Source organism: Rhodococcus sp. C-2, from assembly GCF_027854095.1.
Classification (GTDB): Bacteria; Actinomycetota; Actinomycetes; order Mycobacteriales; family Mycobacteriaceae; genus Rhodococcus_F; species Rhodococcus_F qingshengii.
Window position 1 is genome coordinate 69,306 of the sequence record NZ_JAQGFI010000017.1, and the last position, 24,105, is coordinate 93,410.

General features: G+C 63.0%; 21 protein-coding genes. 3 read left to right on the top strand and 18 right to left on the bottom strand.

Features of this window, described 5'->3' with window-relative positions; all coding sequences use genetic code 11:
- Positions 1-35: 35 nt before the first annotated feature.
- The 10 genes from PCS43_RS29270 to PCS43_RS29315 all read right to left on the bottom strand — a co-directional run bounded on the left by PCS43_RS29270 (position 36) and on the right by PCS43_RS29315 (position 14,041).
- Positions 36-1,538, bottom strand: a complete 1,503-nt coding sequence (locus PCS43_RS29270) for a glutamate synthase subunit beta (RefSeq protein WP_209908768.1) — start codon at positions 1,536-1,538, stop codon at positions 36-38.
- Positions 1,531-6,030, bottom strand: coding sequence for a glutamate synthase large subunit (gene gltB / locus PCS43_RS29275; protein ID WP_209908772.1), 4,500 nt, complete (start codon positions 6,028-6,030; stop codon positions 1,531-1,533). The genes PCS43_RS29270 and gltB overlap by 8 nt, the downstream gene beginning before the upstream one ends.
- A gap of 133 nt (positions 6,031-6,163) precedes the next feature.
- Positions 6,164-6,991, bottom strand: a complete 828-nt coding sequence (locus PCS43_RS29280) for a TM2 domain-containing protein (protein ID WP_058037526.1) — start codon at positions 6,989-6,991, stop codon at positions 6,164-6,166.
- A gap of 126 nt (positions 6,992-7,117) precedes the next feature.
- Positions 7,118-7,543 carry a TM2 domain-containing protein gene (locus PCS43_RS29285; RefSeq protein ID WP_030536756.1) on the bottom strand — a complete coding sequence of 142 codons (426 nt, stop codon included), beginning with the start codon at positions 7,541-7,543 and terminating at the stop codon, positions 7,118-7,120.
- On the bottom strand, positions 7,540-8,598 hold the full coding sequence (gene lgt / locus PCS43_RS29290; protein WP_172403549.1) for a prolipoprotein diacylglyceryl transferase: 1,059 nt from the start codon (positions 8,596-8,598) through the stop codon (positions 7,540-7,542). The genes PCS43_RS29285 and lgt overlap by 4 nt, the downstream gene beginning before the upstream one ends.
- On the bottom strand, positions 8,595-9,398 hold the full coding sequence (gene trpA, locus PCS43_RS29295) for a tryptophan synthase subunit alpha (protein ID WP_003944010.1): 804 nt from the start codon (positions 9,396-9,398) through the stop codon (positions 8,595-8,597). Before trpA ends, lgt begins: the two co-directional genes overlap by 4 nt.
- Positions 9,395-10,744, bottom strand: coding sequence for a tryptophan synthase subunit beta (trpB, locus tag PCS43_RS29300; protein ID WP_007728699.1), 1,350 nt, complete (start codon positions 10,742-10,744; stop codon positions 9,395-9,397). Before trpB ends, trpA begins: the two co-directional genes overlap by 4 nt.
- 74 nt (positions 10,745-10,818) lie before the next feature.
- On the bottom strand, positions 10,819-11,628 hold the full coding sequence (gene trpC, locus PCS43_RS29305; protein WP_003944016.1) for an indole-3-glycerol phosphate synthase TrpC: 810 nt from the start codon (positions 11,626-11,628) through the stop codon (positions 10,819-10,821).
- 125 nt (positions 11,629-11,753) lie between these two features.
- A complete protein-coding gene (locus PCS43_RS29310) occupies positions 11,754-12,458 on the bottom strand; it encodes a TIGR02234 family membrane protein (protein ID WP_209908776.1) in 705 nt (234 codons plus the stop codon).
- Positions 12,455-14,041, bottom strand: coding sequence for an anthranilate synthase component I (locus tag PCS43_RS29315; RefSeq protein WP_007728697.1), 1,587 nt, complete (start codon positions 14,039-14,041; stop codon positions 12,455-12,457). The genes PCS43_RS29310 and PCS43_RS29315 overlap by 4 nt, the downstream gene beginning before the upstream one ends.
- A gap of 57 nt (positions 14,042-14,098) precedes the next feature.
- Between PCS43_RS29315 and PCS43_RS29320 the strand changes: the two genes are divergently transcribed.
- The gene (locus PCS43_RS29320) at positions 14,099-14,557 is read left to right on the top strand and encodes a peroxiredoxin (RefSeq protein ID WP_007728696.1); all 459 of its coding nucleotides are present in this window, start codon (positions 14,099-14,101) and stop codon (positions 14,555-14,557) included.
- A gap of 40 nt (positions 14,558-14,597) precedes the next feature.
- On the opposite strand, the gene PCS43_RS29325 is transcribed toward PCS43_RS29320, so the two are convergent.
- Entirely contained in the window at positions 14,598-15,380 is a 783-nt protein-coding gene (locus tag PCS43_RS29325; RefSeq protein WP_003944012.1) for a dioxygenase family protein, read from the bottom strand.
- A gap of 174 nt (positions 15,381-15,554) precedes the next feature.
- On the opposite strand from PCS43_RS29325, the gene PCS43_RS29330 reads away from it, so the two are divergent.
- Positions 15,555-16,064, top strand: coding sequence for a MarR family winged helix-turn-helix transcriptional regulator (locus tag PCS43_RS29330; RefSeq protein WP_030536759.1), 510 nt, complete (start codon positions 15,555-15,557; stop codon positions 16,062-16,064).
- Positions 16,065-16,092: 28 nt separating this feature from the next.
- Here PCS43_RS29330 and PCS43_RS29335 read toward each other — a convergent pair whose 3' ends face one another.
- Entirely contained in the window at positions 16,093-17,631 is a 1,539-nt protein-coding gene (locus PCS43_RS29335) for an FAD-binding protein (protein WP_209908780.1), read from the bottom strand.
- A 197-nt stretch (positions 17,632-17,828) separates the two neighbouring features.
- Here PCS43_RS29335 and PCS43_RS29340 point away from each other — a divergent pair, with 197 nt between their 5' ends.
- On the top strand, positions 17,829-18,419 hold the full coding sequence (locus PCS43_RS29340; RefSeq protein ID WP_003943994.1) for a TetR/AcrR family transcriptional regulator: 591 nt from the start codon (positions 17,829-17,831) through the stop codon (positions 18,417-18,419).
- On the opposite strand, the gene PCS43_RS29345 is transcribed toward PCS43_RS29340, so the two are convergent.
- The 6 genes from PCS43_RS29345 to PCS43_RS29370 are packed head-to-tail and all read right to left on the bottom strand — an operon-like array spanning position 18,416 to position 24,104.
- The gene (locus PCS43_RS29345; RefSeq protein WP_202427395.1) at positions 18,416-18,874 is read right to left on the bottom strand and encodes a hypothetical protein; all 459 of its coding nucleotides are present in this window, start codon (positions 18,872-18,874) and stop codon (positions 18,416-18,418) included. The genes PCS43_RS29340 and PCS43_RS29345 overlap by 4 nt on opposite strands.
- A 5-nt stretch (positions 18,875-18,879) precedes the next feature.
- Entirely contained in the window at positions 18,880-19,416 is a 537-nt protein-coding gene (locus tag PCS43_RS29350) for a hypothetical protein (protein WP_257216604.1), read from the bottom strand.
- Entirely contained in the window at positions 19,383-20,702 is a 1,320-nt protein-coding gene (locus PCS43_RS29355) for an MCE family protein (protein WP_209908783.1), read from the bottom strand. The genes PCS43_RS29350 and PCS43_RS29355 overlap by 34 nt, the downstream gene beginning before the upstream one ends.
- Positions 20,699-21,832 (bottom strand): MCE family protein, encoded by a 1,134-nt coding sequence (locus tag PCS43_RS29360; protein ID WP_193604548.1) that lies wholly within the window; start codon positions 21,830-21,832, stop codon positions 20,699-20,701. Before PCS43_RS29360 ends, PCS43_RS29355 begins: the two co-directional genes overlap by 4 nt.
- Positions 21,829-23,091, bottom strand: coding sequence for an MCE family protein (locus PCS43_RS29365; protein WP_209908786.1), 1,263 nt, complete (start codon positions 23,089-23,091; stop codon positions 21,829-21,831). The genes PCS43_RS29360 and PCS43_RS29365 overlap by 4 nt, the downstream gene beginning before the upstream one ends.
- Positions 23,091-24,104 (bottom strand): MCE family protein, encoded by a 1,014-nt coding sequence (locus PCS43_RS29370; RefSeq protein WP_116058133.1) that lies wholly within the window; start codon positions 24,102-24,104, stop codon positions 23,091-23,093. Before PCS43_RS29370 ends, PCS43_RS29365 begins: the two co-directional genes overlap by 1 nt.
- Position 24,105: the final 1 nt, after the last annotated feature.

Sequence of the window (24,105 nt, forward strand, 5' to 3'; positions counted from 1 at the left end):
GACCTGCACTTTCTGTACTTACTCGATTCAGTTGGTCAGCTCACGAACAGCGGAAATGCCTTTGGATGAACCGGAGCCGGAAGCGCCGACTCGCCTGTGAGAAACATGTCGACGGCACGTGCGGCCGACCGTCCCTCGGCAATCGCCCACACGACCAGCGACGCCCCGCGATGCGCGTCGCCGCAGACGAATACGCCGGGTGTCCGGGTCTGCCACCCGACATCACACTCGATTCTGCCGAGTGGATCGGTGCCGACATCAAGGTCGGTGAGCAGTGGAGCGGTTTCGACGCCGTCGAAACCCAGAGCGAGCAGGACCATCTCGCACACCAGATCCGTCGTGTCGCCGGTCTCCACCAGGGTCCGTTGTCCGTCCTTCGCTCGTGACACGGCTACTGGAACCATCCGGATTGCGCGGACCGCACCCCCACCGTCGTCGAGAAATTCCTGCGCCGCCCATCGGAATCGTTTGTCACTGCCCTCCTCGTCCGCCGGCGAGGTGCGCAGGACCCGCGGCCACAACGGCCATGGGTCGCGATCTCGATCGCGGCGTGCCGGAGGTGGGACGTGGTAGTCCAATTCCGTCACCGAGAGCGCACCCTGGCGATGCACCGTGCCGAGGCAGTCGGCGGCCGTGTCGCCGCCACCGATGATCACGACGTTTTTACCTCGCGCCGAGATGCTCGACGCACCATCACCCTCGCATTCGAGGTTGGCCGCCCGCAGGTACGTCATCGCAGGATGGATTCCGCGAAGACTACGACCCGGTACGTCGGTGTCTCTGACACGATCAGCCCCGACCGCCAGGATTACCGCCTCGAAATCCGTCAGGAGGTCGTGCGCGCTCACGTTCACTCCGACGGCGCAGTCAGTGACGAATCGGGTCCCCTCGGCGGTCAGTTGGTCCAGCCGCCGGTTGATGAGGGCCTTGGGCAACTTGAATTCAGGAATTCCGTAGCGAAGCAGTCCCCCGATCCGATCGCTCCGCTCGAACACCGTGACACTGTGTCCGGCTCGTGTCAGTTGTTGAGCCGCGGCCAGTCCCGCCGGTCCCGAACCGACAACCGCAACACGGTTTCCGCTGTGAACTACCGCAGCCTGCGGCCCCAACCAACCCGACTCCCAGGCGTTGTCGACAATCGCCTGTTCGATGCGCTTGATGGTGACACCCCCCGACGTGTGCTCGTCGTCGAGTGCGAGAACGCACGCCGTTTCGCACGGTGCGGGGCACAGATGTCCGGTGAACTCGGGGAAATTGTTGGTGGAATGCAGATTCTCCGAGGCTTCGGACCACCGTCCACGCCGAACCAGGTCGTTCCATTCCGGAATGAGATTGCCGAGCGGACACCCTACGTCGGCCGAATGGCAGTACGGCACAGCGCAGTCCATGCAACGCGAGGCCTGTGCAGATACGTCTCGATTTCGCACGACGGGATCCAGCGACTCGTATACCGACGCCCAGTCGCCGACACGCACATCGGGCGGTCTGGTCGGTGCGTCGGATCGTTTCACGTTGAGGAACCCGCGTGCGTCAGGCATGAGCCGGCTCCACCAGTTCGTTCTCTCCCACGACCTTCCGGTAGTCGACAGGCAAGACTTTGGTGAATCTCGGACTCTGGCCAACCCAGTCGTCGAGAAGTTTCGCAGCCACCGGCGAGCCGGTCGCAGCCAAATGCTCGCCGAGAATGTCGACCAGCTGACGACAGTCTTCCGCCGAAGGCCGCTCCAGCACGACCATGTCGCGGTTGACCTTCTCTGCCTTCACATCGAGTACGAAGGCAATTCCGCCCGACATTCCCGCAGCAAGGTTCCTACCAGTTGGGCCGATGATGACGACGCGACCCCCGGTCATGTACTCACACGCATGGTCGCCGACGCCTTCCACCACAGCGACCGCACCCGAGTTGCGCACCGCGAATCGTTCCCCGACACGCCCCCGGGCATAGAGCGCACCGCTCGTAGCGCCGTACAGCAGCGTATTGCCGGCAATCACCTGCTCCTCGGCCACGAAGGGTGCGTCCTCACTCGGCCGAAGCGCGATTCGTCCACCCGAGAGCCCCTTTCCCACGTAATCGTTTGCATCGCCGACGACGACCAGCGAGATGCCCGGTGGCAGGAACGCACCGAGTGACTGGCCTGCCGTTCCACGGAGCACGACGTCGATGGTGCCGTCAGGTAGCCCGACGGCGCCGTAGCGTCTGGTCACCTCAGCGCCCAGCCTCGTTCCCACCGCTCGATCCGTATTGTGTACTGGCAGTTCGATATGCACGGGTCGAGCGTCCTCGAGGGAGTTCGCAGCCAACTTGATCAGGGTGTGTTCGAGTTCGCTCGAAGTAGGTACATACGGTTGGAAGGCCGCGCCGGCCGGCGCGGCCGGAACGTCGAAGAGTGGTGAGAGATTCAACGTGCGACTCTTCCAATGTGCCACCGCCGGAGACATTTCCAATACGTCTGCGTGCCCCAGAGCATCGTCGATACTTCGAAACCCCAGTTCTGCCAACAGCCGTCGTACGTCGTCGGCGATGAAGCGAAAGAAGTTCTCGACGTACTCGGGCCGGCCGGTGAATCGCTCGCGCAGTTCGGGATTCTGCGTCGCGACTCCGACAGGGCAGGTGTCGAGGTGACATACCCGCATCATGACGCACCCGGCCGCGATGAGTGGCGCCGTGGAAAACCCGTACTCCTGCGCCCCCAGCAACGCGGCGACGACGACGTCCCGCGCCGTGCGCAAACCCCCGTCACACTGGACGACGATCCGATCGCGTAACCCGTTGAGCACCAGGGTCTGCTGAGTTTCGGCCAGCCCGATCTCCCACGGCGTACCCGCGTGGTGGATGGACGAGAGTGCCGCAGCACCCGTCCCACCGTCGTGACCGGAGATCAGCACCACGTCGGCGTGCGCTTTGGCCACACCTGCCGCAACAGTCCCGACTCCGACTGCGCTGACCAACTTCACGTGTATCCGCGCACGATCGTTTGCGCATCTGAGGTCGTAGATCAATTGGGCGAGATCCTCGATCGAATAGATGTCGTGGTGCGGGGGCGGAGAAATGAGCCCGACCCCAGGCGTCGAGTACCGGGTTTCCGCGATCCACGGGTACACCTTGGACCCCGGAAGCTGCCCTCCTTCACCGGGCTTGGCACCTTGGGCCATCTTGATCTGAATGTCGGTGGCATTGACCAGGTAATCGCTGGTCACCCCGAAGCGCCCACTCGCGACCTGCTTGACTGCGCTTCGACGCTTGTCGTCACGCAACCGCTCCGGCGACTCTCCGCCCTCACCGGTGTTGGAACGCCCGCCGAGAGCATTCATCGCAACCGCCATCGTCTCGTGCGCCTCCGCAGAGAGGGAGCCGTAGCTCATCGCACCGGTGTTGAATCGAGCGAGAATCATCTCGACGGGTTCGACCTGATCGAGCGGAATCGGCGGACGAACCTCACACCGAAATCGAAACAATCCCCGCGGTGTTCCGCCCTGCGCGCTCAGTCGATCGACTTCAGCGCTGTAGCGGCGAAAGATTTCACTTCGCCCCGTCCGGGTCGCGTGCTGAAGGAAGAACACGGATTCGGGTGTGAACACATGCAATTCACCATCGCGGCGATACCGGTACTGTCCGCTGTCGGTCAACTGACGATTGTCGAACTGACGATGCTGCACTGCGGACGACGAGAACGCAGCCGTGTGGCGCATCAGAACTTCGCGCGCGACTTCGGTGATACCGATCCCGCCGATCCGGCTCCGTGTGTTGCAGAAGTATTCGTCGACCAACTCTCGACCCAAGCCCACGGCCTCGAATACCTGTGCGCCCGTGTAGGAGTGAACCGTAGCGATTCCCATCTTCGACATCACTTTGAGCACGCCGAAATTTGTTGCTCTCAGGTAGTTGTCCGACGCAGTCTTCGGATCTATCCCGGGAAGTTCGTCCTGCTCGCTGAGGGCTTGGACAGATTCGAGAGCAAGATACGGGTGGACAGCCGCCGCACCGTAGCCGATCAGCAGCGCGATGTGATGAACTTCGCGCGCGTCACCCGAGTCGACGACGAGGGAAACCTTGGTCCGCAGGCCATCACGAACCAGATCGTGGTGCACGGCTGATACTGCGAGCAATGACGGAATGGGAGCCTGCTCAGGGCCTGATCCACGGTCGGAGATCACCAGAATCTCGATTCCGGCTGCGGCGGCTGTTCGCGCGGACTCACGAAGCCTCTCGACGCCTTCGGTGAGACTGCCCCTCGGATCGAAACCTGCGCGAAGGACAGCGCTTCTCGGAGTTCTTGCGCCGTATAGTTCGGCGACCTTCGCCATCTTTCCCGGTCCGATCACCGGTTTGTCGAGAACAATCCTTCGGCACGACAGCGCCGACGCTTCGAACAAGTTCTGCTCAGCGCCGAGGGTGACACCAAGCGTAGTGACGACTTCCTCGCGAATCGCGTCCAAAGGCGGGTTGGTCACCTGAGCAAAGAGCTGAATAAAGTAGTCGTACAACAGCTTCGGCCGATCCGAAAGAACGGCGAGAGGCGTGTCGACACCCATCGACCCCAACGGCTCCGATCCTGAGCTTGCCATCGGGACAAGAATGTCCCGCAGGTCCTCGGCGTGGTATCCGAAGAGCAACTGCCGTTGCAACAGCGGAGCCGGATCGCCTCGGGCAGGCGCAGTCTCGGGGATGTCCTCGAGGTCGACCAATCCCCCGTCGAGCCAGTCCCGGTAGGGGGCTGTGCTCGCGAGTTCGGACTTGATCTCCGCATCGGAAACGATGCGATGGCGAGCGGTGTCCACGAGAAACATGCGTCCCGGTTCGAGGCGCCCCTTCTCCAACACCTCGGACGTGGGAGCGTCGAACACGCCGCTCTCACTGGCCAACACGATACGGTCGTTCTTCATCCGCCACCATCGCCCTGGGCGAAGACCGTTGCGATCCAACACGGCCCCGACAACAATGCCGTCGCTGAACGTCACGGACGCAGGACCGTCCCACGGTTCCATCAGACAACCGTGAAATTGGTAGAAGGCCTTTATCTCGTCGGGCATCGAAGAATCGTTCTCCCAGGCTCCGGGAATCATCATCGCGATGGCGTGTTGCACACTGCGGCCCCCGAGCGTCAAAAACTCCAGTACTTCGTCGAACGACGAAGAGTCGGATCCTCCCGGGGTGCAGATCGGAAACAGGCGATCGATGTCCCCACCTAAAAGTGTGCTCCGCAGCATCGGCTCGCGAGCGCGCATCCAATTCCTGTTTCCCACAATCGTATTGATCTCGCCGTTGTGGGCGATGCAGCGATACGGCTGAGCGAGTGGCCACGACGGAAATGTGTTCGTGGAGTATCGACTGTGCACGACTGCCAACGCAGTTCGCATTCGGTCGTCGCGTAGGTCGGTGAAGTAACCGGGTAACTGCGCCGGCGTCAGCATGCCCTTGTACACGATGGTTCGGGCGGACAACGAGGGGAAATACACCGCATCATCGGCCGAATGAATTCGCTCGACTTGTCTCCTGAGCGCAAACACTCGTCGGTCCAAGGCAATTCCGCCCACACTACGATCTCGCGACTCGGCGCACGTCACAAAACACTGACTGATGTACGGAGCGCACTGCGCGGCAACGGTTCCGACGCAGTCTCGGTCGACCGGCACCTCTCGCCACCCGATAATCTGCAGTCCTTCTGCCGCTGCGTACCGGTGTATTCGAACTACCGCGCGCCAACGTGCTTCCTGATCCACCGGGAGAAAGCAGTTTCCGGCCGCGTAGGTGTTCTCACCCATCGCGTTGGGTGGTGGAAGCTCGAACTCGGTCACCGCGTCGAAGAACTCCGTCGGCAGCTGAATCAGAATGCCCGCGCCGTCTCCGCTGTTGGATTCGCGCCCAACTGCGCCGCGATGGGAGAGATTGCCCAGGACCGCGAGCGCATCGTCGACAATGGAATGCAGGTGGCGTCCAGAGGTGTCTGCTACCACGGCTACACCACACGAATCGGTTTCCTGATCGGGGTCGTACAGGCCCCGAGGTTCAGGTATTCGAGAAAACGGCACTCGGCGACCTCCACGCGGACATGCAGCCGACGTGCGCTAGTTTATCAGCCCATAACCGCAGGTCGCGAGAGCAAAACGGTGACCCCCTGATACCGAGGCATCAGGGGGTCACACTTGCCGACGGTCGTTTCGATCAGCTACGCAAAGGGCGGTTGTACTGATCGCGCACACTGCCGGTCAACATCATGATTCCGTCGATGAGCGGCCAGATGCCACCGATTCCACACGTCAACCAAGTGACCGCGATCTGTGCGACAGCCATGCCGGGCTGGTTGAGATAAAAACGTCCTGCACCGAATCCGCCGAGCAGAATGCCCAGCAATCCGGCAGTCGTCTTCGACTTGTCCGAGTACGGTTCACCGGTCATCGGGTCACGTCCGTATGGTGCGGACGGGTCGACCAGGCCGTAGCCAGGCTGAGGATAACCCTGAGCTTGTGGGTACCCCTGAGGCTGACCGTAACCCGGCTGTGAGTATCCCGGCTGTGAGTATCCCGGCTGGGGGTAGCCCTGCGGCGGAGCCGCGTAGGGATTCGGAGTTTGATCTGCCGGTGCACCGTAGACGGGACCGTCCGTCGGGGTTTGGGTCGGGCTCGAGTAGTCAGGCGCCGGATAGTTCTGGGCGGCGTAACTTTCCTGCGACGTGTACGGCGCTGTCGGCTGATTCGGGGTGGAATCAGAATCGGCAGCGGGAAACGCTGTGGTCGATTCGGTTCCGGTCGGCGGCGGGTAGATGGGGTGGTTTCCCCACCCCGGACCGTTTCCGACTCCCGAATACGTGTCCCAGCCTGGACCGGTGCCGGTGGTCTCCGTCGACGGCGTCTTTTCGGTGGGTGCCGAGGTTTCCGTCAACGACGCATCCGCCGTCGCGTCGTAGTCGAACGGCGACCCGAACTGCGGTGGAACCGGCGGCTGTGATCCAGACGAGTCCCCCGACTCGGAAGGTTCCGGATTCTTGTTCAAGTTAGGCAACGTACTTTCCTTCGATTCGACGACGGTACGTAATAGCTTTTGTTATCGGACTTCGAGAAGGTTCGACCTTCTCGAGGCCAGTCCCCCACACATGTTTCCTCGGTTCGCGCTCGCGACTCATCCTCGCAATGGCCGGCGAGCACCGTCCCGCGCATTGCCCGAAAGTATCACGATGCCGTCGACGAACGCCCAGATCCAGATTCCGATCGCAAATGGAATTCCGATGAGGAACGCCGACATGAACAGCGCGAAGAACATGCCGAGCAGTTGGCACAATCCGATGCCGACACTTCCGATATAGAGGCGCCCGACTCCACAGATTCCGAAGAAGCCCAGCAAGATCTGCAACAGTCCAGCGGTGGCCTTCGACTTGTCGGAATACGGTTCCCCGGTTACCGGGTGCCGACCGTACGGGGCGTAGGGATCTCCGAACCCGTACATCGATGGAGGCGGCAATGGCTGCTGATATCCGTACGGATTGGGCGCGCCGTAGACCGGTCCCTGATCCTCGGGGAATCCCCCCTGCGAATAGGGACCTGTCACGGCTTGTCTTTCTTCGACAGCTTCACCGCGTCCGACGACTCATCCGACGCTGCCGTGGAGGCGCTTGCCTCACTGGAAGCGGATTCAGCAGCATCGGATTCAGAATCTTCAGCATCGGCCTTCGCCGAATCAGTTTCGGTAACTGGCGCCGCGACTCCTGCTTCGCCGGCAGCTACCGCAGCGACGTAGTCCTTCGACTTCAAATCAGCCGGATCCTCACGACCCTTCTTCGCCAGGAAGAAGTAGGCCAGTGCGGCGAAGAACACGATCCCCGAAGTGAATGTGTTGACGCGAATGCCGGCGATCTCATAGGCGAAATCGTCGCGCATCAGTTCGACGACGAACCGGCCCAGGCAATAGCCCGCGACGTACAGAGCAAATAGGCGTCCGTGGCCGATCTTGAATCGGCGGTCGACGAGGACCAGCAGGATCACGATCAGGACGTTCCACACAGCTTCATAGAGGAACGTCGGATGAACGACCCGAATGACTTCTCCGTTGGAGACACCTGCCAGTTGATCGAGCTGGCCGGAAGAGTTCACACGCTCGAAGATCTCGAGGCCCCACGGGACGGTGGTCTCGCGACCGTACAACTCCTGGTTGAAGTAGTTGCCGATACGACCGATGGCCTGCGCGAGCAAGATTCCGGGCGCAATCGCATCACCGAGCGCGGACACCGGAATGCCGCGTCGACGGCAGCCGATCCACGCACCGATGCCGCCGAGGAACACTGCTCCCCAGATTCCGAGGCCTCCCTGCCACACCTTGAGTGCGTCGAGTGGCTGACCGTTCTCGCCGAAATAAGCGGGCCAGTCGGTCAAAACGTGGTAGAGCCTGCCACCGATCAGACCGAAGGGAACGGCCCAGATCGCGATGTCGAGAACGGTCCCCTTCTCGCCGCCGCGGGCGACCCAACGACGATCTCCCCACACGATCGCGACGATGATTCCGAGGATGATGAAGAGCGCGTAGGCGCGAAGCGCCACCGGTCCGACGTACCAGACGCCTTGGGGCGGGCTGGGGATATAGGCCAGCAGGTCCACAGTTGAGGTCACGACGCCACGGTAGCCGAGCGGACGCCCTCGGCGAGTTCTTCGGTGAGCGAGCGAACCGCTCCCAGGCCGTTCTCGACGGCGGAGACCAGAGCCGAGCCGACGATGACGGCATCGGCGTATGCCGCGATTTCGGCAGCCTGTGCGCCGGAGCGAACTCCCAATCCGACGCCGACGGGAATGTCGGAATGCGCGCGGATTCGTGCGGTCAGTTCCGGAGCCATCGAAGACACGGCGTCGCGAGCGCCGGTGACACCCATCGTCGAGGCCGCGTAGATGAATCCACTACTCGCATCGAGTGTCATCGCGAGTCGTTCTTCCGTCGAGGACGGAGCGACAAGGAAGATCCGGTCGAGGTGGTGCTCCTCGGATGCTTCCATCCAGGCGCCGGCTTCTTCCGGAATGAGGTTGGGGGTGATCAGTCCGAGCCCGCCGGCGGAAGCGAGGTCTCGTGCGAACTTGTCGACGCCGTACTGCAGTACCGGGTTCCAGTAGGTCATCACGACGGCCTTGCCGCCGACCGAACTGATCTGCTCGATCACGGTGAAGATGTCGCGAAGGCGAACGCCGTTGGTGAGTGCGGTTTCGGCTGCACGCTGGATGGTCGGACCGTCCATGACCGGATCGGAATACGCGACACCGACTTCGATGATGTCGCAGCCGCCGTCGACCATCGCCTTGAACACGTCGATCGATTCGGGAACGGTCGGATAACCGGCAGGCAGGTAACCGACGAGGGCGGCACGCTTGTCAGCCTTGCACGCGGCAAAGGTGGGTGCGAGGCGTGATGGTCGTTCGCTCACTTGTCCGAGCCTTCCGTGTTGTCGTTCTCGTCTGCTGCATCATCCGGAGCGGCTGCCTGACCTGAGGCGCCGTCGAAAAGACCGAACCAGCTTGCGGCGGTGTCCATGTCCTTGTCACCGCGACCGGAGAGATTGACGACGATGATCGCGCCCTCACCGAGTTCTTTGCCCAGTCGGAGTGCGCCGGCGACGGCGTGGGCCGATTCGATGGCCGGGATGATGCCCTCGCGGCGTGAGAGCAGCAGCAGCGCATCCATGGCTTCACTGTCGGTGACGGGTTCGTAGGTCGCGCGCCCGATATCGCTCAGGTAAGCGTGCTCGGGTCCGACGCCCGGGTAGTCCAGACCAGCAGAGATCGAGTGCGATTCGATGGTCTGACCGTCTTCGTCCTGGAGCAGGTACGAGTAGGCACCCTGGAATGCGCCAGGGGTACCGCCGGCGAACGTTGCTGCATGCCTTCCGGTTTCGACACCGTCGCCGGCTGCTTCGTAGCCAACCAGCCGTACCGACAGATCGTCGATGAACGGGTGGAAGATTCCGATTGCGTTGGAGCCGCCTCCGACGCAGGCTGTGACTGCATCGGGCAGGCGGCCGGTCAGTGCCTGAACCTGGACGCGTGTTTCGAGGCCGACCACTCGCTGGAAGTCCCGAACGATGGTGGGGAACGGGTGCGGGCCTGCCGCGGTACCGAAGCAGTAATAGGTGTTGTCCGCGTGGGAAACCCAGTCGCGCAAGGCTTCGTTGATCGCGTCCTTGAGCGTGCGCGAACCGGTCTCGACCGAGACGACCTCCGCGCCGAGAAGTCGCATGCGCGCGACGTTCAGTGCTTGACGTTCGGTGTCGACAGCACCCATGTAGATGACGCACTCGAGACCGAGCAGTGCACAGGCGGTGGCCGATGCCACACCGTGCTGGCCCGCTCCGGTCTCGGCGATGATGCGGGTCTTGCCCATACGCTTTGCCAGCAGAACCTGACCGAGAACGTTGTTGATCTTGTGAGAACCGGTGTGGTTCAGATCTTCACGCTTGAGAAGGATGCGCGCACCGCCGGCGAACTCGCTCATTCGCGTTGCCTCGAAAATCGGCGACGGGCGCCCGGTGTAATCGCGCTGCAAGCGGTCGAGTTCGTTCAAGAACGTGTCGTCCGCTCGAGCCTTTTCGTACTCCGCAGTGACTTCGTCGATAACCGCCATGAGGGCTTCCGGCACATGCCGTCCGCCGTAGACGCCGAAATGGCCTCCGGCGTCGGGATCGTGGGAGCGCTCGGTGAGTCCCGCGCTGGCCGGCGGCAGATTGCCGCCCTTGAATATTGCACCGGAGCCTGGTTCCTGAGTACGTGAAGTCACCCCACCAGTCTGCCCCAACGGTGTCGCTGGTCACCGCCCGGGTGCATCAAAGCACGCCGGGCGGGTGAAGCGATTTATCGAGACGGTTTGGGGCAGGACGGGTGCGCACCTGCATTGACCAGATCTGCGACGGCCTTGCGAGGGTCGCCGCTGGTCACGAGGCCTTCACCGACGAGCACTGCGTCGGCGCCCGCCCCGGCGTACGCCAACAGATCGGCAGTTCCGCGAACACCGGACTCGGCAATCTTGATCGTCTCGGTCGGAAGACCGGGAGCGATGCGACCGAAGGTGTTCTTGTCCACCTCGAGAGTCTTGAGATTGCGGGCGTTCACACCGATCACCTTGGCGCCGGCTTCGAGCGCGCGGTTGGCTTCTTCCTCGGTGTGCACCTCGACGAGGGCAGTCATTCCCAGAGATTCGGTGCGATCGATCAACGAGGCGAGCGCCTGCTGCTCGAGTGCCGCGACGATCAGCAAGATGACGTCGGCGCCGTGAGCGCGAGCCTCGTGAATCTGGTACGGCCCCACGATGAAGTCCTTGCGGAGCACCGGAATGGTGACCGCTTTACGGACTGCGTCCAGGTCGGCCAACGAGCCGTGAAAACGGCGCTCTTCGGTGAGAACACTGATGATGCGTGCGCCACCGGCTTGATACGCCGCGGCAAGCTCAGCGGGATCGGCAATGTCGGCCAACGCACCCTTTGACGGGCTCGCTCGCTTGACCTCGGCGATGACGCCGATGCTCGATTCCAGAAGTGCTGCTGCAGCATCGAGTGCAGGCGGTGCAGCGGCCGCAGCAGCCTTGACTGCAGCGAAGTCGAGTACGGCTTCGCGGGCGGCGACGTCAGCGCGCACCCCGTCGAGAATCGAGTCGAGTACGGTCATCGTGGCCCGAATCCTTTCTGGGCAAGAGCCCGATGTGAGATACGTCATCAGGGTGGTCTCAGCCTAGTGGGACGAAATTTTGCTACTCCGTCGGGGTACCCACGCAGGTGAGGGTTCAGTCTTACTCAGTGGGACGACCCCGGTTTCGCGCCGTTGTCTCCCCCAACTCCGTCGTCCCTGTCAGTCGCTGTCGGGTCCTCTCCGGCGTCGAGCGCATCCCACAACATCCGTTGTGTCACAGGCTCGTCCGATGCAGGTTTGTCTCCCTGACCAAGCTTGGCCGCGGCCTCGCGGCGCGCGGCAGGGTTGTCGTATTTCGACGACAACCCGCCTCGCACTGGAGGTTTGCGCATCAGAAGTACTGCCGCGCCGAGCGCCGCCACCGCTCCGAGCAACGCAAGCAAGGCAGGCAGTACCGAAACAGTCGTCGAGAGATCTTCCGGGTGACCGGACAACTCGGCCAACTCCACCGCTCGGTCCGCAGAGGCTCCGGACACCAACAACTGCACTGCCGGAACCGCTACCGCGACGGCGACGAGGGCAACCAACAGTCCGACTACCCGAAGTGCCCAACCTCGCACCGCAAACGACGCCGCGATCGCCGCCAGAAGCGCGAGCGCGAGCGGAGTCATCGCCGCCGCCCAGGTGCTGCCGTCGAGATCCGTCGTCCTCTCCAGCGTCTTGCCGTCGCTCGAGGTCAGATGAACCCACGTCATTCGTGAGCTGCCCCACAGAGCTGCTGCCGACAACGCCAGCAGAAGCGTTCTCGGCACGGCGGTGCCACGAGACGCGCTTGTAGGCTCCGCTGCACTCGACTCGTTCTCACTCACTGATCGTCACCTCCGATGGTGCGCAGGGTGTGCGCCGACGCAATCGCGCTCAGCACTGCCATCGCCTTGTTGCGGGCCTCGGTGTCCTCGTAGACCGGATCCGAGTCGGCGACGACGCCGGCGCCCGCCTGGACGTATCCGATCCCGTCCTTGATCAATGCCGTTCGGATCGCGATCGCGGTGTCGGCGTCGCCGGCGAAGTCGAGGTAGCCGACGATGCCGCCGTAGATACCGCGCCTGGTCGGTTCCAGTTCTTCGATCAGCTGCATCGCTCGGACCTTGGGTGCCCCCGAGAGGGTTCCAGCGGGGAAGCATGCGGTGACGGCGTCGAGAGCGTGCTTTCCCTCGGCCAGATGTCCGGTGACCGTCGATACGAGATGCATCACGTGGCTGTACCGCTCGATGTGCCGGTAGTCGTGCACCTTCACCGTGCCCGGGCGACAGACACGACCCAGATCGTTTCGCCCCAGATCGACGAGCATGAGGTGCTCGGAGTTTTCCTTCTCGTCGGCGAGGAGATCTTTCTCGAGCAGGATGTCGTCCTCCTCTGTGGCACCGCGCCATCTGGTTCCAGCGATCGGGTGTGTTGTCGCGACGCCCTCGGCGACGGTTACCAGTGCTTCCGGGCTCGAACCGACGATCGAAAACGCCGTCTCTCCATCACCGTTCGGCACGTTGAGCAGATACATGTACGGGCTGGGGTTCGACGCTCGCAGCATCCGGTACACGTCGATCGGTGCTGCAGTGCAATCGATCTCGAATCGCTGCGAGAGAACTACCTGGAATGCCTCGCCCGCTTCGATGTCGCCGATCAACTTTTCGACATCGACACCGAAGCTCTCGGTGGTGCGCTGACGACGGTAGTTCGGAGTCGCTTTCGAAAATGTCGACACCGTCGATTTCGCCGGCGCCGCGAGAGCACGAGTCATCGCGTCCAACCTGGCGACTGCGTCGTCGTACGCCGTGTCGACGCGCTCGTCCGTGCCGTCCCAGTTGACGGCATTGGCGATGAGGGTGATCGCCCCTTCGTGGTGATCGACTGCGGCGATGTCGGCGGCAAGCAGCATGACCATCTCGGGGATCTGCAGGTCGTCGACCGCGGAGTCACCCAATCTCTCGAGGCGCCGCACCGCGTCGTAGCCGAGGAATCCGACCATTCCGCCGGTCAGCGGGGGCAGGTCGGGCAGCCGCTCCGAACGAAGCAGCTCGAGGGTGGCACCGAGCGCGTCGATCGGGTCGCCGCCGGCCGGAGCGCCGGCCGGAACGTTGCCGTACCAGGCCGCCTCTCCGTCCACGACGGTCAGTGCAGCCGGACTCCCGACGCCGATGAACGACCACCGCGACCACGAACGACCGTTCTCGGCCGACTCGAGCAAGAAGGTGCCGGGACGATTGCCGGCCAACTTCTCGTACGCCGAGAGCGGAGTTTCGGAGTCCGCCAACACTTTCCGAGTGACCGGAACGACCCGGTGCTCAGCTGCGAGAGCTCGGAACTGCTCCCGGGTCGTGGTGGAATCGGACGCGTCACCGACGATCGCGGTGTCGGATGACCGTGCGGACATGGAGGTGGGCTCGCCGTGCATGCCTCCATCATCCCAGGCTCCCCCATGTGGCCGTCGTGCGCGGGTAACCTCGGCCGAATGAAACCAGGCCAACTCGCTCCCGATTTCTCACTGCCCGACCAGGACGGGACTCCGCGCTCGCTGACGAGCCTGCTCGAGAACGGACCCCTGGTCCTCTTCTTCTACCCGGCAGCCTCGACGCCGGTGTGCACCGCCGAGGCGTGCCACTTCCGTGACCTCGGCAGCGAATTCGCCGCGGTGGGCGCTTCGCGAGCGGGCATCAGCACCGATACGGTCGAAGCTCAGTCCACCTTTGCCACCGCACAATCCTTCGACTACCCCCTACTCGCCGACACCGACGGCAAGGTAGCCGAACAGTTCGGCGTCAAGCGCGGACTCCTGGGCAAGTTGGCTCCGGTCAAACGCTCGACCTTCGTGATCGACACCGACCGCACCGTCCTCAAAGTCATCTCGAGTGAACTACGCGCCAACACCCACGGCGACCAGGCGCTCGAGTTCCTTCGCAATCGAAGCTGACCCACCTGGGCGACCTGATTCTCTGCGCGATTTGAAATCTCTACGCGACCTGAATCGAGCGCTTCGCAAGCCCCATCCAGAATCCGTCGATCACCTGGGTGGGCACCTGTTCCGGATCGGATGACGCACCGAGCGTGACGAACAACGGGGCGAAGTGCTCGATGGTCGGATGCGCATACGGCATCCCGGGAGCTTGAGCGCGGAAGTCGATCAAGGAATCGACGTCACCGGCAGCGAACCTCTCCCCTGCCCACGCGTCGAATTCCGCCGACCATCCCGGGGCCTGCGCCTCCGGTGACGGATCGCGCAGGAACGGTAGCCCGTGCGTGGTGAATCCGGATCCCACGATCAGTACACCTTGCTCACGGAGTGGCCGTAGGCGCTGTCCGAGATGGAGCAAACGCTCGGGATCGAGGGTGGGCAGCGAAATTTGCAGTACCGGGATGTCTGCGTCCGGGTACATCACCGTGAGCGGCACGTAGGCACCGTGATCCAGGCCCCGATTCGGCTGCTGAACCACGCGTTCGTTGTCCGGCATCAACGCGGCAACCTGGGCGGCGAGTTCCGGAGCGCCGGGAGAGTTGTACTTCGCGCGGTAGAACCTCTCGGGAAAACCACCGAAGTCGTAGATGAGCGGGGTGCCCGTGGTCGTCGATCCGATCGTCAGCGGTGCTGATTCCCAGTGCGCCGATACGACGAGGATTGCCGTCGGCCGCGGAAGATCGCCGGCCCACGCCCCCAACTGGTCGACCCACAACGCGCTGTCCACCAGCGGCGGAGCACCGTGGCTGAGATACAGCGCAGGCATGGTTGTGGTGGACATACGGACTCCTCGGGATAGACATTCGTCGTAAGTTGAAGGTTCAACCTAATATAGAACTCAACACTTGCGTCCCGCAACTATTCCCCGCAGGATTCTTCTGGACATGCGTCTGAGACGCTGTACACAAGCACGCTCCGTGCACGAAGAATGCTCGACCCGAAGGAGAAGTCACCGATGAGTGAACCGACCGCGCAGCCCGACGCGCAGTCTCAGACGAAGTGGCTCACAGCCGAGCAGCAAGAAGCATGGCTGACACTGATCGCTCTCGTGACACGGTTGCCTGCCGCACTCGACACTCAACTACAACGCGATTCGGCACTCACACACTTCGAATACTTCGTACTCGCGGCACTCTCGGACGCCCCCGACCACAAGCTCCAGTTGTCGGTACTGGCCCAGCGCGCGAACGCGTCCCTGTCCCGCCTCTCGCACGTGATCACGAAGATGGAGAAGGCCGGCTGGGTGAAACGGGAAGTCATTCGTGGCAGCCGCGGCTCCAACGCAGTGCTCACCGACGAGGGAATGGCAAAGGTGGTCGCGGCCGCACCGCCGCACGTCGCCTCAGTTCAAGGTCTCCTCTTCGAGGGCCTCGACGATCGCCAGGTCGCCCAGCTTTCGTCGTTGGGTACAGCAATGCTCACCCAACTGGACAAGGGAATCGCCGCCGGACTCGGCAAGGCCTGACCCCATCCCCGAGACGCGCGACTGATGATCAAGACGGCAGCTTCGCGAGGTCGAGAGCAGCCAAGTGACTGAACAGCATGCTCGCTCCGATCGGGTTTCCACCGCCGGGGTACGTAGTCCCGCTGGCCGCTGCCATCGTGTTCCCCGCCGCGTACAACCCGGCAATCGCCGTACCGTCGGCTTTGAGCACCCTCCCGGTCGCGTCGGTCCGTAGACCACCTTTGGTCCCGAGGTCGGAGATGCCGAACGCGGCAGCGTGAAACGGCCCTTGGTCGATCGGTACGAGCGGCGAAGCCCCCTCGGAGAAGGCGCGGTCGTACGCAGCGTCTCCTCGACCGAAGTCCGTGTCGACGCCAGTCGCCGCAAACGCGTTGAATCGCTTCACGGTCTCCACCAGTTCCGCTGCGGGAACATCGATCTGGGCAGCGAGGTCTTCGAGTGTCTGTGCACTCTTCCACAACCCCGCATCCACATACTGCTCCGTCTGTGCCATGGGTACGTTGGGCGCCTTCACCGGCGGCACTGCGCCTTCGCTGTTGTCGTAGATCATCCAGTACGGCGTGGTTACTTTCCCTGCCCGCATGTGTTCGATGACCGCGCGACCCAAGCGGTCGTACGGCGCTGATTCGTTGACGAATCGGCGACCGTCGTCGTCCACGAAGATTCCGCCGGTGAACCACAGCGCAAACGCGGAGCGGCCATCCGGATGGGTCAGTCCCGGCGACCACCAGGCCTCTCCCATGAGGTCGGTGTCGGCGCCCGCGGCGATGGCCGCCTGGTGTGCCTTCCCGAGGTTGCCGGGGCAGCCCATCGTGTCGAGAGCGGATCCGGGGACACCGAATTCGGCACGCATGGTCTCGTTCTGCTCGAATCCACCGGCGGCGAGGATCACTCCTCTGCGTGCCTGAATGGTTCGACGCCGACCATCTCGGTCGACGACCGCGCCGACGACCGATCCGTCCTCGACGACCAATTCTTCGAGAGTGGTCTTCAGGTGCATGGTGGCGTTCGGGAGTTCCGCAAGAGCCAACAGGAATCGACCGATCAACGACTGGCCGCCGACGAGGTACTTCGGCAACTTCTCCCCCAGCCGTTCCGTCGCCAGCGGCGGACGAAGCGAATCACGAAGGGCACCCATCTTGTTCGCGTTCATCGGCTTGGGAACAATGTGCCGTCCACTCGCTCGAGCCTTGGGCTCTTCACCGAAGTAGTCGGGCCACGGCAGTATCTGAAACTCGAAGTTCGAGTCCTCTTCGAGGTAGTCGATCAACCCGGCGCCACCTCGAACGTAGGCTTCCTGAACGTCGGCGGGCGTACGATCACCCACCACTGATCGGTAGTACTCCAGCGCATCCTCGATGGTGTCGTCGTCCCCGCCCCGACGAAGAACGGCGTTGCACGGGAACCACATTCCGCCGCCGCCCGAGTACGCCGTTGTTCCGCCGTACTTGTCGGTTGCTTCGATCGCAATGACGTCGAGGCCTTCGCGGGCTGCCGTGTACGCGCCGGTGAGTCCGCCGCCTGATCCCACAGCGAGTACGTCGCACGTCTCGTCCCACTTCGTCATCGTCAGCCTCTCTGATTCTGGGCACAGTTTCCGAACATGTTCTAGAAATCGTTCTAACACATGGACTTAGCGATCGCGGGGGTTCGAAATTCTGTCCCACCGAGCGGGAGCGAGACATGACACCGAGCGGGAGCGAGAACGAGCAGCGATAGCGCACACTTTGCTCGCACCGGTCTGATCCCGTAGTGTCTGGACACATGTCTGGTAAGACCAAGTTCGAGTCCACTCGTCGACGGCTCACACAGCAGCAAGCCGAAACCGTCGATCGATTGACCGCGGCAGCGATCACGGTCCTGCGCGACAAAGGGTTTGCCGATCTGACTGTACGAATGGTGGCAGCGGAAGCCGGTGTCGCCGCAGCCACGGCATACACCTATTTTTCGTCCAAGAGTCACCTTGTGGCAGAACTGTTCTGGCGCCGACTCGACGCGGTACCGCACGAGCCCTCCCCCGAGGCGGAACGAGAAGCGCAGGTCTGCTCGGTCCTTCGAAGCGTCGCACTCCTCGTTTCCGACGAACCGGAGCTGGCCGCGGCCGTGACCACGGCGATGATGGGCAATGATCCCGACGTCGAACACCTTCGGGGACGTATCGGCAAGAACATCCGCGAGCGGCTCATCGAGGCGCTGGGGCCGTCATACGATCCCGACGTACTCGAAGCACTCGAAATCTCCTGGTCCGGAGCGCTTGTTCGAGCCGGCATGGGTTACGAGTCCTATTCGCAGATCGCAGACCGGCTCGAAGTCACTGCCAGGCTGATCATGGCGGGCCGCGACAACCTTCACTAGATGGGGGTCATGGCACTCACCAGCCATGTGCCGTCGACTCGATCGAGTGTCACCTCGACTCGGCTCGACGTCGACGCTGGTGCCGGCCGCGCGGTACTCGTCGTGATCTGATCGACGAACACGAGCACTTCCGCGCGGTCCGCGGCAACGGAGAGCACACCGACATCGACGACTCGGGCTTTCGTGCTGATTCCCTGCTCCTTCGACTGTGGGGCAACTGTTTTCGATCCGAATTCGGTGAAACTGTCCTGAAACGATCCGCCGGCGCCTTCGGCCGCTCGTGCGAGATCGTCGTCGACGGTATCGCTGTTGTAGCTCAAGAGCTTCTCGACGAGCGTGGGCGCCACACCGATCACCTCGGCACGTGCGGTTTCAGCGTCCCCCGAACGGTGGTGACTCCAGATCGCAGTGCCGCCGACTCCCATCAAGACCAACGCTGCAAGCGCTATGACCATGCGCTTCACGGCACGAACTCCACACTCGACATCAGTACCCGCCCGTCGACGTCCTCGACACCGACGCGCAGACGGTAGGTGCGCGCCGAAGACTCTCCCGCTGAATTGCCGACCTGAGCAGATGCCGCGATCAGCACCACCCCCGAGTTACCGGATTCCGATGCCAAGGCTGCGGTGTCGACACGCCCGTCGGAATCGACGGCAAAATCACGGATGGACGCGACGAACGCAGATTCGCCGGACTTCAGTTCGTCGGCAAAGGTTCCCGTACTCAGCGACTGCAGTGTCTCGAGGTCCTCGTCGACTGTGGCGGAGTGAACGTCGATCAGAGCGAGGGCTCCTGCGACCGCACCGTCGACGTACTCTTGACGCTGGGACTCTCGCGCGCGGTCCGATCGAACTGCCAGACAACCGAAGACGACAACGACGCTCAGAGCCGCGAGTGCAATCCAGACCAGGGCAGTGAGTACACCGCGCTTCCCTCCGACCGGATCCAGCACCTCACCTCTCAGCGATTCGTCGGCGTCAGCAACTGTTGCCACGGCTCACCCTCCCCCGGGCCGGAGTCAGCCGGAGCCAACTCCGTGTGTTGATAGTCGACTCCGTCAGGCCCGGTGTACAACTCGCCGGGCGCATTGGTCCCCGACGGCACGTACGCTTCGGGGCTCCGGCAGATCTCCGGGCTCGGTGCTCGTTTGCCCGGTACCTCCATGCAGGGAATGTTCCGAGATCCACGAACGGCGAAGACCGACTTCTGTGGCACTTTGCAGTACAGATCAGCCGGGGTGTCCGGCACACTCGTCTGGGTCGGGTCCCGTCGCTGATCGGCAGGAAGGTAACCGGTCGAGCACGCCGCAGGGTCCTGCGCTTGGAGATGGAAGTTGACGTTCGCGGCGCCGTCCACCTGCCCGCGTTGTACGACGGTTTCCTGTGCCGCGACCAGTGGCGGCAAGATGACGAGCACCTGCTCCAAACCGGCGTTGTACGTCAAAGCCACCTGAGCGGTGCTGGTGAAATTGGCAAGCAGCACAGGCAAAGTGGGTTTGAGGCCTTGAAACAGCAGGTCGGCTTCAGTCGCGAAGCCCGGTCCGGTCTCGAGGATATTGCGCACGGACCCGTCGGCGACCTCCAACTGTCCACTGAGTTGAGCGACACTGGACGCCCACTGGCGAATCTGATCGCCCGTCACCACCTGTGTCTGCAGGAGCGGATCCAACTGCTGTACGAGCGTCGTGGCCGGGGTTGTGGCAGCAGACATCTGATCGACGAACGAGGTGGTCGAATCCAGCAGACGAGCCAGGTCCTCTCCCCTGCCACCGAATGCTGCCGCGGACTCGTCGATCACCGACCGCAACTTGTCCTGCGGTACCGATGCGAGCATCGCCTGCGCCTGATCGAGGACCGGTCCGATCTCGGTCGGGATCGTGACAGCGTCAGGGCCGATCACGTCTCCGTCGGCCAGAAAGGGTCCGTCCGCGGTTCTCGGTTGCATGTCGACGTATTGCTCGCCGATGGCCGACACACTTCGCACCGCTACTGCGAGCCCGCTGGAGGGAACGGGAACCGCACTCTCCAAAGATAATTCGGCGCGTACCACTCCCGGAGACAGACGCACCGACCTGACCTGACCGATGGTGTCGCCGCGATAGGTCACGTTCGCGTTCCGATACAGGCCACCGGCGTCCGGCAGTTCGACTGTCACCGAATAGCGCCCGATTCCGAGCATGGTCGGAACTCTCAGGTACGAGATAGCCGCTGCGCTCATGCCTATCACCGCCAGGATCGCGAAGATCGTCAATTGCCTTCGCACCAGCTTCGTGAGAATCATCGTCCACCTCCCTGGGCGGGCTGCGCTGTGCCAAGTGGGCCGGGCTGCCCTGTGCCGAGTGGGGCGGTCAAGGGATCTACCAGGATTCCGCTCTCCACGGGTGTTTGCGGCGCCCCGAACGGAGTGCCGAAGCCGAGCCCCGACTGGAGACGATTACTCGTGAGGTCGATCAGCGCCCACAGATTGGTGTAATCGCCGCGCATTCCGTCGTCGATGGTCGTCTGGGGGAAGGGGAAGGTACTCAGGTTGCCCAAATTGTTGATCAGGTCCGGTCCTGTTTCGACCACCTTCTGCAGCGTCGATTCCAAGGAGCTCAAATTGGCTTTCAGATCGTCGCGGGTCCGGTCGACCAGATCGGTCCCGACGTCCCCGAACCTGCCGACCGCATCGAGGGCGGTGGTCAGGTCGACTCGTTGGGCGCTCAGTTCCGCCAAGGCTGGATCGAGGGTCTCCAACGCCTCACCGAGAACGTCTCGCTGAGCCGTGATCTCGCCGGCGAACACGTCGAGATTCTCCATGGTCGTGACTATCGCCTCGCGTTGACGGTCGAGTGTCTCGGTCACGGTGTCCATCTGGCTCAGCAGGTCGCGCGCCGCATCCGTCCGTCCGCCGAGAGCAGTGTTCAGTTCCGTGGTGATGCTGTGAATCTGGGCCAGCCCACCGCCGTTGAGCACCAAGGACAGTGCGGTCAACGCTTCCTCGGTGGTGGGATAGACACTGGCCGATGCAAGGGGAATCACGGATCCCTCCGACAACCGCCCTTCCGGCGCCACCTCGGTGGGCGGCGCGAGCGCGACGTGTTTGGATCCGAGCAGACTGGTTTGGCCGATCGTGGCAGTCGCGTTGGCCGGCAGCGACACCGAGCCGTCGAGCGCAACCGTCACCCGTGCGTGCCAGTTGTCGGTCTCGATCGCACTGATACTTCCGACTGTCACGTCGTTGACCATGACCGGAGAGTTGGGACTGATCGACGTGACGTCCGGCATCTCGATCACGACTGCGAAACTCCCCTCACCGCGCCCGGCCGCGCCTGGCAGCGAAACCGAATTCAGCCCGCTCCATTGGCAACCCGCCAGAACGAGCACGGTGCTCGCCGCCACACACACTGTTCCCCACCGGCGGCCAGTCATCGTGATCCTGTCGACGGCATGAGCAGTCCGGCCAGGTCAGGCGCCGGGGGCATGATCGGAAAGCTCAAGGCGCCAGTCGGTTCCAGATCAGGCTCGCTGTACACCAGTTGGTCCGGAAGAGCGCCGAGCGCCCGGGTCGGATTGATGCTCAGGTCCGGGTAGTTGGCCTTGATCGTGTTGAGCAACGGGCCGAGGTATTCGATGCACAAATCCGCGCCCTTCTTCGAGGTGTCGTTGGCCAGGCCGGCGATTCCGCCGCAGATCAAGTCGATCGGGTTGCCGACGTTCTGGAATGCGGGCACACCCACCATCGCTCCTTGGGCCGGCCGGTAGACGTTGTAGTAGTTCGACAACGCTGTCGGAGCCAGATGCAGTACCTTCTCGAGGCCTGCGCGCTTGTCGACCAGTACCTGGGACACGTCGGCCAACTTCGCGATCTGCTCCGTCAAGCCGGTTCGGTTCTGTTCGACGAACCGCTGTACGTCGACGACGGCGGCGTCCAGATCGGCGAGAGCCGGAGCCAATTGCGTCCGGCTCTCGGCGAGCACACTCGAGACATTTGCCAGTCGTCCTTGGAACTGAACGATCTGTTCGTCGCTTGCGGCGAGTGCGGTCGTGAAGGTCTGCAGGCCGCGGATGGTGCCGAACAGATCGGCTCCGCCTTCGTCGAGTGTGCTCATAGCCTCCGAGAGTTCGGTCACCGAGCGCCCCAGCGCTTCCCCGTTGCCGGCCAGTGCGGATCCGGCACCGTCGAGGAAGTTGGCGGCGGGACCGCGATCGTCCCCGACGGGACCCAAAGCATCGGCAGCCCGGCCCAGCTGTTCCTTGATCTGGTCCCACTCGACCGGGACGGCCGTTCTGTCGAGTGGGATCTCCGCACCGTCATTCAGTGCGTCGGCGCCGTCCGTCACCGCCGGCGTCAACTGCACGAAGCGGGCCGAGACCAGCGACTGGGCAACGATCACCGCTTTCGCGTCCTCGGCGACGGGAACCTCGCGCGCCAATTTCAGTTCGACGCGCATTCGATCTCCCTGTGGGGCGATCGCGGTGACGCGGCCGACGTCGACTCCCACGACACGAACGTCGTCACCGACATACAGACCGGTCGTCGAGGTGAAGTAGGCCGTCACGTTGTAGTAGCGCAGATGTTGCACCGCAAGGTATCCCGACACGACGACGATCGCCGCACCGATGACGCTTCCACCAACGACGGCGATTCGACGCCAGTTCACCGGTTTGCGAACTCGTAAGGCACCCATCATCGAACCTCCGGAATCGGTAGCGGCGCAGGTGGTAGCCCGAACATCGCGTTGATCAACGGTTGGGTGTATTGCGCTGGCACCAGGTTCTGAACGTAGGCGTAGTAGAAGGGGCCGCTGGCCACGGTGTCACCGAGCGTGCCCACGTACGTACCGAGACCGTCGATTCCCTGAGAAAGGTTGTCCTTGTTGTTCTGCAGAATTCCGACAACCGTGTCGAGTTTGCCGAGGACCGGCTGCAATTGCGCCTCGTTGTCGTGGACGAGTCCGCTCAGCTGGGTCGACAACGCCGAGATGTTCGTGATCACTTCCCCCAGCGCCGCCTGTCGCCGATCCAGTTCTCCCAACAAGGCGTTGCCGTCGACGAGTAGCGCGTTGACCTGTGGTCCACGCTCGGCCAGCGTCCCGGCGACGTCGTTTGCATCGGACAGCAAGGTGCGCAACATGTCGTCGCGTCTATTGACGCTGTCGGAGATCCGTGCGACACCGTCCAGCGCCGGCCTCAGGTTCGGCGCACTGTCGGACATCACCTGCCCCACTGCGTCGAGCGATTCGGAGAGTTGGTCGAGATCGATGTCCTCGACCGTCGTGGTGAGGTCACCGAGCACGTCGGGCAGCGAGTACGCCGATCTTGTTCGCTCGACCGGGATCTCGCCGCCGACCGCGATCCTTCCCGGACCGTCCAGATCGAGCGATACCGCTCGCTTGCCGAGCAACGACATCGTGGTGACGGCCGCCGATGTGCTTTCTCCCAAACCGATCGAGCCTTCCAGTGTGAAATCCACGCGCGCGAGTCCGTGCTCGACCTCGATCCGATCCACCGTTCCGATCTTCACTCCGGCGGCGTTGACTTCGTCTCCCGGCGCGAGACCGCTGGCGTCGGCGAACACCGCGCTGTACCCGACACTCGATTTCAGGAACTGCAGATTCTGATACTGGAGCGATGCCAATACGACGGCGGCCGTGACGACCAATCCCACGACCCCCACGCGTACGGCCTGGCTCTGTGCCATC